12 protein-coding genes are annotated in these 12,687 nt (G+C 51.1%); all 12 read left to right on the top strand.

Annotation, left to right across the window (positions count from 1 at the left end):
• Positions 1-557 precede the first annotated feature (557 nt).
• Positions 558-1,199 carry an outer membrane beta-barrel protein gene (locus tag AB1690_12670; GenBank protein ID MEW6016156.1) on the top strand — a complete coding sequence of 214 codons (642 nt, stop codon included), beginning with the start codon at positions 558-560 and terminating at the stop codon, positions 1,197-1,199.
• Between the two features lie 93 nt (positions 1,200-1,292).
• Positions 1,293-2,639 (top strand): sigma-54 dependent transcriptional regulator, encoded by a 1,347-nt coding sequence (locus AB1690_12665; protein MEW6016155.1) that lies wholly within the window; start codon positions 1,293-1,295, stop codon positions 2,637-2,639.
• Positions 2,640-2,803: 164 nt separating this feature from the next.
• Positions 2,804-3,628 (top strand): hypothetical protein, encoded by an 825-nt coding sequence (locus AB1690_12660; GenBank protein ID MEW6016154.1) that lies wholly within the window; start codon positions 2,804-2,806, stop codon positions 3,626-3,628.
• A gap of 32 nt (positions 3,629-3,660) precedes the next feature.
• Complete coding sequence (locus tag AB1690_12655; protein ID MEW6016153.1) at positions 3,661-5,004, top strand: DUF4384 domain-containing protein; 1,344 nt, start codon at positions 3,661-3,663, stop codon at positions 5,002-5,004.
• 55 nt (positions 5,005-5,059) lie between these two features.
• Positions 5,060-5,386 (top strand): hypothetical protein, encoded by a 327-nt coding sequence (locus AB1690_12650; GenBank protein ID MEW6016152.1) that lies wholly within the window; start codon positions 5,060-5,062, stop codon positions 5,384-5,386.
• 146 nt (positions 5,387-5,532) lie between these two features.
• Positions 5,533-6,579, top strand: a complete 1,047-nt coding sequence (hrcA, locus tag AB1690_12645; protein MEW6016151.1) for a heat-inducible transcriptional repressor HrcA — start codon at positions 5,533-5,535, stop codon at positions 6,577-6,579.
• Positions 6,557-7,192 carry a nucleotide exchange factor GrpE gene (gene grpE, locus AB1690_12640; protein ID MEW6016150.1) on the top strand — a complete coding sequence of 212 codons (636 nt, stop codon included), beginning with the start codon at positions 6,557-6,559 and terminating at the stop codon, positions 7,190-7,192. The genes hrcA and grpE overlap by 23 nt, the downstream gene beginning before the upstream one ends.
• Before the next feature lie 42 nt (positions 7,193-7,234).
• Positions 7,235-9,160 (top strand): molecular chaperone DnaK, encoded by a 1,926-nt coding sequence (gene dnaK, locus AB1690_12635; protein MEW6016149.1) that lies wholly within the window; start codon positions 7,235-7,237, stop codon positions 9,158-9,160.
• A gap of 42 nt (positions 9,161-9,202) precedes the next feature.
• Complete coding sequence (dnaJ, locus tag AB1690_12630) at positions 9,203-10,348, top strand: molecular chaperone DnaJ (protein ID MEW6016148.1); 1,146 nt, start codon at positions 9,203-9,205, stop codon at positions 10,346-10,348.
• 1 nt (position 10,349) lies between these two features.
• Entirely contained in the window at positions 10,350-11,237 is an 888-nt protein-coding gene (locus AB1690_12625) for a 50S ribosomal protein L11 methyltransferase (protein MEW6016147.1), read from the top strand.
• Positions 11,234-11,986, top strand: coding sequence for an RsmE family RNA methyltransferase (locus AB1690_12620; protein ID MEW6016146.1), 753 nt, complete (start codon positions 11,234-11,236; stop codon positions 11,984-11,986). The genes AB1690_12625 and AB1690_12620 overlap by 4 nt, the downstream gene beginning before the upstream one ends.
• Positions 11,987-12,013: 27 nt before the next feature.
• A partial coding sequence (locus AB1690_12615; protein ID MEW6016145.1) for a prepilin peptidase occupies positions 12,014-12,687 on the top strand: 674 nt, incomplete at its 3' end.

Raw genomic sequence — 12,687 nt, 5'->3', positions numbered from 1 at the left:
GCGGGGCAGTTTGCAGGTCTTAGTGGTGTTGGCCAAGAAGAATCGAGCGGGTCAAATCATGCCAAGTCATAATATACGTTGTTTAGCTCACACACTAACCCGACGTTACCCACCGAGTCCAAAGGGGGAGGAATGAACCCGATGTGTCGAAAGCTCGTGTAGGTCCAGCCCCCCGACCTGCTCAGTCATTTCATTGTCGGTCGGGCGGTCTTGACATTCTTCTTCGCTCTTCCTGAGTTTGAGCCGGAAATATCAAGTCGGAGGTAGGATGTTTCGCCTGACACCAATGCCGAAGCCCCTGATGAAAAGGGAATGATTGGTTGTGCCAGAGACCGTGAAACCGTCAATGGCTAAACCGCTTGCGGCAGATTAAATTTGACAAATCTATTGACAAATCGTCATTTGGATAATTATTTGCCAGTTCACTTTGTCGTCCGGGTGTAAAACCGGAGTGAATTGGCGAGGGAAAAGGTAAGGTGCCCCCGCTGACAGATAAAGTCGCATGTAATGGAAAGAGGTTGGTAAGAGAAGATTTATCATACTTTCGAGGGAATAAAATGAAGAAGTCAAAGCTGATATTACTCACCCTGTTATTCCTCAGTTTAGCCGTTTCCGCATTTTCCCAGGAGGAAGAAGAAGAGAAATGGCGCAATTTTGAGATTACCGGATTCGGAGGGCTTTCGCTTCCGACCGGAGCGATTAAGGACTGGAGCGATTCGATGGGGGCAAAAAGCGGGATATCGTTCGGAGGCGCCGGAGGGTACTATTTCAGCGACAAGCTTTGCCTGGGGGTCTATTTTCAATACAGTCAATTAGGGATGGAAATATATGAACGGAATCATCGGTTGTATGACGCCGGCGCTTATTTGAAATATGCCTTTACCGGCGAATCGAATTTTGAACCGTATGTCAAACTCTCGGCCGGGGCGCTGTTTCCGAAGTTCGCCACCTGGGTGGGACCGGTCCGGACCCGCTTGAGAGAGCTGTCGTACGACCCGGGCTTCAAGGGGAGTTTATCCGCCGGCTTACTTTATTACACTTCCGATTATGGCGGAATCTATATCGAAGCGGGGTATAATTATGCCTCGGTCAAGGACAAAGAAGCCGATTATCATTCGGAAAAATATCTCTTCGAGGACAATGCCAACTACCTGGACCTGAAGGTGGGGATTCTCGTATTCTTCGGTCCTGAAGAGTAACAGGAAGAAAAATTGACTTTAAAGCCCTGCGGCTCTTGCCGGAGGGCTTTTTTTTCTGGCTAAAGGGGGGTCGATTGCGATATAATGGACTCGATGACAAGAAACAAAATCTTATTGGTTGATGACGAAGCGGCGCAGCGAGAGATGCTGGCGGGGTACCTGGAGAAGAACGGCTTCAAAGTAAGGCAGGCATCCTCCGGAGAAGAAGCGCTTAAGATATACAGTTCCTTTTTTGCGCCGCTGGCAGTGGTAGATATGAAAATGTCGGGGATGAGCGGGATTGAATTGATAGGTAAACTGCGGGAACTGAACCCGTTTCTGCAGATAATAGTACTGACGGCGTTCGGGTCGGTGGAGACAGCCGTGGAAGCGATGAAGGCGGGGGCGTTTCATTATCAGACTAAGCCGGTGGAATTGGAAGAGCTGCTGCTCAATCTCACCAAAGCCGAAGAGCAGCATCGGCTGATACTGGAGCATAACCTTCTCAATGAAACGGTAAAAGAACGGTTTGGCAGCGGGGAGATAATCGGTGAATCGCCGGCGATAAAGAAGGTCCTTGAGCTTCTGAATCTGGCGGCTCCGGGCGATACCACGGTGCTGATTACCGGCGCCTCAGGGACCGGAAAAGAACTGGCGGCGCGAGCGATTCATTCGTTGTCGCCTCGAAAGAACAACCGCTTCGTGGCGGTAAACTGCGCCGCGATACCGGAAACGCTTCTGGAATCAGAATTATTCGGACATGAACGGGGAGCATTTACCGGCGCGGAAAAGCGGAAAATGGGAAAATTTGAGCTTGCCGATAGAGGGACAATTTTCCTGGATGAGATTGGGGATATGCCGCTGGGAATGCAGGCGAAACTTCTCCGGGTGCTGGAAAGCAAGGCGATTGAAAGACTGGGGGGAGAAGATGAGGTCCCGCTGGAGGTGCGAATAATTGCGGCATCCAATAAAAATATTCCCCAGCTGGTGAAAGAAGGAAAATTCCGCGAAGACCTCTATTATCGATTAAATGTAATTACAATTCATCTGCCGAATTTAAGCGAGCGCAGCGGCGACATTCTGAGGCTGGCGGAGAAATTCATCGCCGACTTTTCGACCAAACTGGGGAAAATAGTGAAAGGGCTCCAGCCGGAAGCGGCGGCCGCTCTGGTAAAATATGATTGGCCTGGGAATGTACGCGAGCTCCAGAATGTCATTGAGCGGGCGGTGGTTCTTTTGCGCGGCGATTTGATTACCCTGAAGGAATTGCCGGGAATTTCAGGTGGACCTGATGCCGCCCTGCCTGTCTCAGAAAGGCTGGCTGACCTGGAAAAAGCGCAAATCAAGAAAGTCCTTGACCGGATGGAATGGAATATAGGGAAATCGGCGGACATTCTGGGGATTCATCGGAATACCCTCAGGCTCAAAATCAAAGAGTACGGGCTATCCTCAGAGAATTAAAATCAGTGCATTCGTAGGGGCTGCTGAACATTTTTTGTGCGGGCGGGAGAATCCTGAGTTTTCGGGTGCCTGCTATCTTGTTGTCAGATAATATATTGCATTTTTTGGCACGGCTCTTGTGTTGGTAAAGAGTGAAAAAAGGTATTGAGCAAGGAGATTGAGATATGAAAAAGGTAATTCTGACGATGGTGACTCTGATTGCGGGATTTGCCCTGTACGGCTGCGAAGAGAATACGACCGAGTATGTTTATATCGATTACACCCCGGCGGTTCCGCAAGGTGTTTATTCCATTACCGGCGATGAAGCGGTTTACCTGTTCTGGTTGCCGGTGCGGGAATCGGACCTGGCCGGATATCGGGTGTACCGCAGTGTCAATGACGATGAATATTTCTATATCGGTTCCGCGGCAAGCACTGAATATGTGGACAGAAATGTCATCAACGGCAACACCTACTATTATGCCGTGACAGCCATAGATGACGATGGTAATGAATCGGAGCTTTCGTATGAAACGGTCTTTGATACTCCCCGCCCGGAAGGTTTCGGTTTGAATCTTGCCGATTTCAATCTCTATCCCGGAATTTCCGGGTATGATTTTTCGACTTACACCATATTGCCTTTTGACCATCTCAATGCCGACATCTATATCGAGTATAATCAGTATGATGAGGTTTTCTATATTAATGTAACCAATACCCTGACAGATATTCAGGATATGGGGTATACCAGCAACTTTGATGAGATTGGATATTCCCCTCTGGATGGATGGTCAACGGTTGGTTGGTCCGAGCTGATTCTGGGGCATACTTATATAATCTGGACGAAAGACAATAATTACGCCAAGTTGCGCGTGACAGCCATTAACGCTCCATACAGTGTTCGTTTTGACTGGGCATATCAGACCGACACCGGTAATCCGGAACTGGCCAGGCCGCAGCATGACGATGGCTTTCTGAAGCGAACCTTAAATATCGGAATAATCAAGTAGGGATTAGATCCCGGAAATATGAGGTGATTGAAATGAAACGGATGAACTTACTGATAGCGATACTGATGACAAGCTTCCTTGCCAGTATCATTCCCGCCCGGGCTGAAATCGTGGGGGACGACCGGGCTATGGGGGGAAGATTTATAACCCCGGACAGGTATCTTGAAGTGGAAATCTGGACCGACAACAGCCAGTATTACCAGGGGGATGAGATAACCATATCGTTTCGGACGAATCGCGACAGTTATGTGGCGATATACAATATCGACACCCGTGGACATGTCAATCTGATATTCCCGACCAGCCCGGCTGAAAATGGCTGGGTGCAGGGAGGACGGACATACCGTTTGCCCGGAACATATGACTCTTACAGCCTGACGGTGCAGGGTCCGGCAGGAACGGAATATCTTCAGGCGGTGGCATCGCGAGAGCCGCTTCCGATACCGGCCTGGTATGACGGTTCCGGTCTGATTTGCGAAGAAGACCCCTATGACTTCATTGATTATATCAACTCCGAATTCTTCGGATGCGATTATGGTTGCCCGCGCGCGACCGATATGACATCCTTCACTATCAGAGAGTGGCATAATTATTATTTCCGACCGGTCTATGTCCATCGCTATCCCGACTGGAGTCTGTGCGGTTCGGTCTATATTGATTACCCTTTCGGTGCGACCATTTACATTGACGGCATTTATTGGGGAGTGGCGCCGCTTTTTATCCCCCGGATTTACTGGGGATATCATTTCATTACGATTTATGACCGCTGGGGACATTGCTGGGAAGACCGGATTCATGTGGTCAGATACAAATCGGTGGTGATTGATGAGACAATAGTGCGGACACGCCCCGGTGTAAAGTCGCGGTATCGTGAAGTTGAGAGAAGCGGCTTTCGTGATCCGGTGAAGCACGGCTACCCCGAGTTTCACAGGGAAGCAAAGATAAAGGAGAGTTATAAACCGGTGTCAAAGACCGGATTCCGGGAGCCGGTAACCAAGCCGGCGCGCGGTTACGACAGCCGTACCCGCGGCAATGGGGATTATAAGAGCGCTTCCAAGAAGAGCAGCGGCAGCTATGAAAATCATCGAACAGTGACAAAGCAATCGCCGGGAACCTATCGCAACCCTGATGGGAACAACTCCCGCAAACAGGGAGGCGCTCGCGTTTATGACGGGACAAAGAGCCGCAGCGACGGTGCCTCAAAGCGGTCCGGCGAGGCTCGTCAGTATGAAAGCAGGAAGAGCGGCGGCGGCGCCAAACAGGGCTCAAGCGGCAAAGTAAGCTCCCCGGCAAAATCCGCCCCTTCTAAGGAAAGTTCCGGCGGCAAGGGCAGCGGCAACAGCGGCGGCAGCAGTGGCTCTAAGAAGAAACGATAAATTAATTGTTGACTTGCAGGAGTGAATCTGTTAGAAGTTGCCAGCAGGTGAATCAATGAGAAGAGTGATTAGTATTATAATAGCGGCCGGCCTTCTTTCTGTGTCGGCCGCGCCGCTGGGGGCAATTGAGCGCAAAGAGGCAGATAAGGCTAAACCGGCACAGGTGGAAGGGACTAAACCAAAAGTAGAAACAACCAAGACAGAGCCGAAAAAGCCGGATGAACCAAAGCGCAAGAGCAAGCCGCAGTCGGGATATGACGACTTTATTGACAAAAATAATAACGGCATTGATGACCGCGCTGAAGTGCGAAAACCGAAGAGTCCCACCGACAAGAAAGCTCCGGAATCTAACATACCCAAGAAAAAGGGTGAGAAGAAATAACTAACTTCTCCCTGATTCAATTGAAGAATCAAGTCAAAGGGGCAGAAAATCTGGCTTGACTATTGCATTACAGCGTATAAATTATTTAGCACTCTGGCTTAGAGATTGCCAATTAGCGGCATTAAGTTATTGAATATTATTGAAGTATGGCATTTGATAATTTGGGACAAAGAGAATTAAGGGTTCTTCAGAACCTGGTGTTGCATTATATACAGACAGCCGACCCGGTCGGCTCGAGGGTGATTGCAAACAAGTACCGGATGGGGCTATCGCCGGCAACTATTAGAAACACGATGCAGGATTTGGAAGAGCTGGGACTGGTACGGCAGCCGCACACCTCGGCCGGGAGAATTCCGACTGATACCGGTTATCGGGTATTTGTTGACCTGCTGCTCAGGCCAGAGCCGCTGACCGAAGCCGAGCAGATGAAGATTAAAAGCATGATGGGGGGCGCCAACAGAGGTTTAGACGCCTTATTGACGCAGACAAGCAAGATTCTGGGGGAAATCTCAAGCCAGTTGGGGATCTCAATTTCACCCCGTTTTGAGGAAGGGGTGCTAACCCGAATCGACCTGATTCCGGTTTCAGATGGTCGCTTACTGGTAATTGTGGCGGTAAAATCCGGACTGGCTCGGACCATCTTGATGGAAGTGGAATCGGATATTGAAGTCGATGAATTGCGTCAAATGGAATCAATTCTTAACGAACGGTTGACAGGTCTCTCTCTGGGGCATATTCGCAAAACGGTCAGCGAGCGGCTGGCCGATACCTCCTGCTCACCGAGACTATTGAAACTTTTCCTGGATACCGATTCGGAAATCTGGAATGACCAGGGGGACGAGAAACTTCATTTCACCGGCGTCGATAAGCTCTTCAATCAGCCGGAATTTGCGGAGCGTTCCCGGCTGGCGGAACTGGTGCGCGTTCTGGAAGAGCAAAGCGGACTCATTGAAACGATTAAGACAAAGGCAATTGGGGAAGGCATTGTCATTACTATAGGTCGCGAGAATCAGATGACAGAAATGCAGAGCTGCTCGATAGTAGCATCAAAATATCAAGCCGGAAAAGTGACCGGCACGATAGGCATTATCGGGCCGACCCGGATGCCGTATTCCAAACTGGTATCTATTGTGGAGTATACCGCCCGGTCGCTGACCGAGGCGCTCTCCGATGAGAAAAAGGACAATGGATAAAGAAAAAGATATTGAGAAGAATAAATTAGAAGTGCCGGACGCGGAAATTGCGGCGGAGCAGAACTCCATTGAATCGGGGGCAACGAACGATGCGGAAACCGTAGGCGAAACGGTGACCGTGACGGCCGAGGCAGTAGAGAAAGAGTATCAGGAGAAGCTCAAGCAGATGGAGGACCGCTACCTTCGTCTGGCGGCGGAGTTTGACAATTACAAGAAGCGAATGGCCCGTCAGTACGAAGAGATGGTGCGGGCAGCAAACGAAGAAGTGCTGCTTCAGCTGCTGGAGTTGGCTGATAATTTCAGACGCGGATTGGATGCCGCGGAAAAAACTACGGAAGTGGAATCGCTCCGCAAAGGAACGGAACTGATTTACCAGCAGATGAATGAGCTTCTGAAGAGATTTGGGGTCGAGACAATTGCGGCGGTTGGCGAAAAATTTGACCCGAACTGGCATGAAGCGGTCATGCAGATGCCCTCGGAAAAATACGACGAGGGAACAATCATTCAGGAAATTACGAGCGGGTATAAAAGGCACGGGAAAGCGCTTCGGCATTCAAAAGTCGTCGTAAGCAGCGGCAAAAGGGTGTCGGGTGAATCTGGCGTCGAGGGATAACGGCGTCACGGAAATTGAAATCAGGAGTTAAGGAGCATACAAATGGGCAAGATTATCGGTATAGACCTGGGAACGACTAATTCATGTGTCGCCGTACTGGAAGGAAACGAACCGGTGGTGATACCGAATCAGGAAGGGGGCAGGACGACACCGTCAATAGTGGGATTCAGCAAAACCGGGGAAAGACTGGTGGGCGCTGCCGCCAAAAGGCAAGCGGTGACCAACCCGGAGAATACCGTCTTTTCTATCAAGCGGTTTATGGGACGTCGCCATGAGGAAGTGCACTCGGAGGAAAAACTGGTGCCGTATAAAGTGGCATCGGACGGCAAAGGCGAAGTCGTGGTGGTTGCCGGTGGAGAGCGGTATGCGCCGCCGCAGATTTCGGCTATGATTCTTCAGGCGTTAAAGAAGACCGCGGAAGACTATCTGGGGATGGAAGTGACGCAGGCGGTGATAACGGTGCCGGCATATTTTAATGACTCGCAGCGTCAGGCGACCAAAGACGCCGGCAAAATTGCCGGACTGGAGGTCTTGCGGATAATAAATGAGCCGACCGCGGCATCCCTGGCGTATGGACTGCACAAGAAGAAAAACGAAAAGATTGCAGTCTATGACCTCGGAGGCGGCACGTTTGATATTTCAATATTGGAGTTGGGCGACGGGGTCTTTGAGGTTCGTTCCACCAATGGAGATACCCATCTGGGGGGCGACGATTTTGACCAGCGGATAATGGACTGGATGGCGGATGAATTCAAGCGGTCGCACGGGATAGATTTACGGCTCGACCGGATGGCCTTGCAGCGGCTGAAAGAAGCGGCGGAGAAAGCGAAATGCGAGCTTTCGACCACAATGCAGACCAACATAAATTTGCCGTTCATAACCGCCGACCAGAGCGGACCGAAACATCTCGACCTGACTTTATCGCGCGCCAAACTGGAGCAGCTGGTTGATGACCTGCTACAACGTACGGTGGCGCCCTGTCGCCGGGCGCTGGAGGATTCCGGATTGGCGGCAAATCAGATTGATGAGGTGATTCTGGTCGGAGGACAGACCCGGATGCCGAAAGTGCAGCAGCTGGTGCGGGACTTATTTGGCAAAGAACCCCACAAAGGAGTCAATCCGGATGAAGTGGTGGCGATAGGCGCGGCGATACAGGGAGGAGTGCTTTCGGGTGATATGAAGGATATTGTTCTTCTTGACGTAACTCCGCTGTCCCTGGGAATCGAGACCCTGGGGGGAGTGATGACACGTCTGATAGAGCGGAACACGACCATTCCTACCCGCAAAAGCCAGATATTTTCAACGGCAACAGACAATCAGACCGCGGTCAGCATCCATGTCCTGCAGGGAGAAAGGCAGATGGCGCTGGATAACCGAACATTGGGGCGGTTTGACCTGGTGGGAATTCCCCCGGCGCCGCGCGGAATGCCACAGATAGAAGTTTCTTTCGATATCGACGCCAATGGTATTGTGCATGTCTCGGCAAAGGATTTGGGCACAGGAAAAGAGCAATCGATAAGGATTCAGGCATCATCAGGTTTGTCAGAGCAGGAGATTGACAAGATGGTGAAAGACGCTGAGGCGCACGTCGAGGAAGATAAGAAGAAAGAATCCCTGGTGCGAGCGCGCAATGAAGCCGACCAGCTGATATACAGTACGGAAAAGACGCTAAAAGACTACGGTGACAAAGTCACCGAAGAAGACAAGAAAGCGATCCGGGAAAAACTGGAAAAACTCCAGGCGACTCTTTCATCAGATTCGGCGGAGAGCATAAACCAGGCGAAAGAAGAGTTGCTCAATGCCTCTCACAAAATAGCCGAAGAGATTTATAAGCAGGCTTCAGCGGCGCAATCGTCACCGGGCGCCGGGTCTGCGGCAACAGAACCGGGCACGGCGGGGAGTTCGTCGGGCGGTAAAGAAGGCGCGGTCGATGCCGATTTCGAGGTGGTTGACGACAAAGACAAATAAGCCGTTTGGATTGGTTTTACACATTCAGATGACAATTGACTAATGGCTAAGCGAGACTATTACGACGTTTTAGGCCTTTCGCGGTCGGCGGAGGAAGAGGAGATAAAATCAGCCTACCGTAAAATGGCGTTGAAATATCATCCCGACCGCAATCCCGGCAGCAAAGAAGCGGAAGAAAAATTCAAAGAAGCGACCGAAGCGTATGAAGTGCTGAAAGACCGCGAAAAAAGGGAACGGTATGACCAGTTCGGGCATGCCGGTCTGGGAAGCGGCGGCGGTTATGGAGCGTACGATTTCGGCGGTTTTGATATCAGCGATGCGCTCCGGGCATTCATGCGGGATTTCGGCGGATTCGGTTTTGAGGAATTCTTCGGGGGCGCCGGGCGACACGAAAGAGTGAATCGGGGCGAAGACCTGCGGGCGCGAATCTCCTTGACCCTGGAAGAGATTGCCACCGGTGTGGAGAAGACAATAAAAGTGCGGCGCTTCGAGAGCTGCGGAGAATGCAGCGGCTCCGGACTGGCGCCCGGGGCATCGGAGAAAAGCTGCCCGGAATGTCACGGCAGCGGGCAGGTGCGAAGCATGCATCGGACATTTCTGGGAACAATTCAGCAGGTGCGAACCTGCGGCAGATGTGGAGGCGACGGAAAAATAATCTCCAATCCCTGTCCGGCGTGCGATGGGGAAGGGCGAGTGCGACAGGTATCAACCGTCAAAGTGAAAATTCCTGCCGGGGTTTCCGCTGGAAATTATATGACGCTGGAAGGGCAGGGAAATGTTGCGCGGGGACGGGGAAAATCCGGAAATCTGCTGCTCATATTCGATGAGAAAGAGCATGATATCTTCACCCGGCAGGGAGACAGTATCATCTGCCAGATTCCAATATCATTTACGATAGCGGCGCTGGGAGGCGAGATTTCCGTTCCGACATTGAACGGAAATCATACACTGAAAATACCGTCGGGGACGCAGAGCGGGAAGGTTTTTCGGTTGAAGGGCAAAGGGATTCCCCGGCTGAATGGCGGGGGAGTCGGTGATGAGCTGGTGCAAGTCGCAGTATGGACACCGACAGAATTGTCGGCAGAGGATAAGAAACATCTGGAATCGCTGAACCGGTCGCCCCATTTTAAACCACCCCGGAGCGACCGTTCATTCTTTCAGAAGCTGAGGGAATCGTTGGGGATTTGATATGGAGGTCCGAGGTAAGGCGGAGAAGAGATATTATGAAGTCTCTCTCAAGGTTTCGCGGGAGCGGCAGGACCGGGTTTGCGACTATATAATCGAAAACCTTGCGGGCGGAGTAGTGATTGAGGATGTGGAAGATGAAAGTGAAGTGGGGCTGAAATTCTATGTGCCTGAAGAAAAGGGGATTCACTTCAAAAAGGAGTTGGCTGATTTCGTTTTCGGAGAAACCGATTCCCGCGGCGCGGGTCCGGAAGCGATTAGAAGTCGTCTGATAGCCGATATCGAGTGGGTTCAGGCATACAAGGAGTCGATTCAGGCGGTGACGGTGGGAGATATATATATCCGTCCCCCTTGGAAAGATGCGCCGGGTAAAGAGTTTATTGATATTATTATTGAGCCTAAAATGGCGTTCGGAACCGGCAGCCATGAAACTACCCGATTATGCCTGGCGGAGATAAACAAACATTTTCGCGCCGGGCAGAGGCTGTTTGACCTTGGCTGCGGCTCCGGCATTCTCTCAATACTGGCGGCGAAAAAAGGGGCGCAGCGAGTTAAGGGCGTCGATATAGATGTCACCGCCGTGGCTAACGCCAGAGAAAACATCGTCATTAATAACGTTGCCGATAAAATTGAAATAGAATTCGGCTCGATAGAAAAAGCCCGCGATGATGCGCCGTATGATTTCCTGGTGGCAAATCTCATCAAGAGCTCAATAGTTGACCTTTATGATATAATCAGGGAGATGGTCGTTTCCGGCGGAATTATCGTTCTGTCTGGACTGCTTCTCCAAGATAGAGAAGATATTGACCTGATGTTGCGGACAGAGGGGGACGGAAAATTCGAAGCTCATCAGGATGGGCAATGGTTAGCCTATACCATATTTAAGAGATGATTCCGATTTTCTACGCGCCGCCGGAGAATCTCCGGGAAGAGCTAATCGAACTTCCAGCTGAAGAAGGACATCACTTGCGCCGGGTGATGCGCCTCGGCAAGAGTGACGCCGTTATAATCATCGATGGGGCAGGTACAGCATATAAGGGAGAGGTGGACCATTTCGAGGGGGAAAGAGTCTTCTGCCGCTGGTTTTCACAGCTGCGCAATTTCGGGGAGCCGCACTTTCAAATTACACTGGCGGCAGGCTTATCAACCGGTTATAAATTTGATGAAGTAGTGCAAAGAGGGACTGAAATCGGGGTGGCGCGATTCATCCCGGTTATAACCGCCAGGTCGAAAATAAAGATTGACGACGAGGAAACGGCGCAGAAAAAGATAGCCAGATGGCGCAAAGTGGCGCTGGCGGCAGCCAAACAGTGCGAGCGCTCATTAATTCCGAAAATCGAGGACGTGATGAATCTTGAGGAAGTTTTCGACAGAAGCAGAATTCCGGGTCGGATTTTACTCTTTGCCCCCACGGAAGACGCACAAACGTTAGACCGAATTGATTTCACTGAAGAAGGGAAACGGTTCCACAACTTTACGCTTCTGACCGGTCCCGAATCGGGATTCAGCCGGGAGGAGCTGGAACTGGCAAGAGAGAAGGGGGCGGCGATAATATCGCTGGGAAAGAGAATTCTCCGAACTGAGAATGCCGGACCGACCGCAGCGGCAGTGGTTATGTATCTGTTAGGGGAGTTCAAATAGAGGGGTATCCTGCCGATAATCAGTACAATGGCAGAGTTACCGTTTTACATTTTGGTCTTGGTTCTGGGAGTGACCGTTGGGTCATTTCTGAATGTGCTGATTTATCGGCTTCCGCGGAACCTTCCGTATATTGCCGGCCGGTCGTTTTGTCCCTCCTGCAAGAGCCGGATAAAATTTTACGACAATATTCCCCTGCTCAGTTATCTGATTCTGCGTGGCCGATGCCGCTCCTGCAATGCCCCGATTTCTTTCCGCTATCCGCTGGTGGAATTACTTAACGGCGCCGCTTACCTTTTCTTCATTAGTCATTTTGGCTTAACGCCGAGTGCCGCCGTTTATGCGGCGCTGTCTTCAATACTAATAGCCATATTCTTCATTGACCTGGAGTTTCAGATTATCCCGGACCGGCTGACAATACCGGGAATGGCCCTGGGGTTGGGGGCATCATTTCTTCCCGGCGGTATAGGGATAGTCGCTTCCATTATCGGGCTGCTGGTTGGAGGAGCGGCTTTGTACCTTGTAGCGCTTCTGGGAGATTGGCTGTTCAAGAAGGAAAGTATGGGCGGTGGTGATATAAAAATGGCGGCGATGCTGGGAGCATTCCTGGGGTGGCAGAAGGTACTTTTGATGTTCATCGGAGCGGCGGTAATCGGTCTGGTTATGGCGATAGTCTGGATGATGTTATCGCGCCGGGTGCGCCG

The organism is Candidatus Zixiibacteriota bacterium, assembly GCA_040753495.1.
Lineage (GTDB): Bacteria > Zixibacteria > MSB-5A5 > GN15 > PGXB01 > DYGG01.
The sequence above is the reverse complement of the archived record's forward strand: the minus strand, read 5'-3'. Positions and strand labels throughout refer to the sequence as shown.

Coding starts and splice junctions, on each gene's coding strand:
- AB1690_12670 (MEW6016156.1), top strand. CDS start 558: ATGAAGAAGTCAAAGCTGATATTACTCACCCTGTTATTCCTCAGTTTA.
- AB1690_12665 (MEW6016155.1), top strand. CDS start 1,293: ATGACAAGAAACAAAATCTTATTGGTTGATGACGAAGCGGCGCAGCGA.
- AB1690_12660 (MEW6016154.1), top strand. CDS start 2,804: ATGAAAAAGGTAATTCTGACGATGGTGACTCTGATTGCGGGATTTGCC.
- AB1690_12655 (MEW6016153.1), top strand. CDS start 3,661: ATGAAACGGATGAACTTACTGATAGCGATACTGATGACAAGCTTCCTT.
- AB1690_12650 (MEW6016152.1), top strand. CDS start 5,060: ATGAGAAGAGTGATTAGTATTATAATAGCGGCCGGCCTTCTTTCTGTG.
- hrcA (MEW6016151.1), top strand. CDS start 5,533: ATGGCATTTGATAATTTGGGACAAAGAGAATTAAGGGTTCTTCAGAAC.
- grpE (MEW6016150.1), top strand. CDS start 6,557: ATGAGAAAAAGGACAATGGATAAAGAAAAAGATATTGAGAAGAATAAA.
- dnaK (MEW6016149.1), top strand. CDS start 7,235: ATGGGCAAGATTATCGGTATAGACCTGGGAACGACTAATTCATGTGTC.
- dnaJ (MEW6016148.1), top strand. CDS start 9,203: ATGGCTAAGCGAGACTATTACGACGTTTTAGGCCTTTCGCGGTCGGCG.
- AB1690_12625 (MEW6016147.1), top strand. CDS start 10,350: ATGGAGGTCCGAGGTAAGGCGGAGAAGAGATATTATGAAGTCTCTCTC.
- AB1690_12620 (MEW6016146.1), top strand. CDS start 11,234: ATGATTCCGATTTTCTACGCGCCGCCGGAGAATCTCCGGGAAGAGCTA.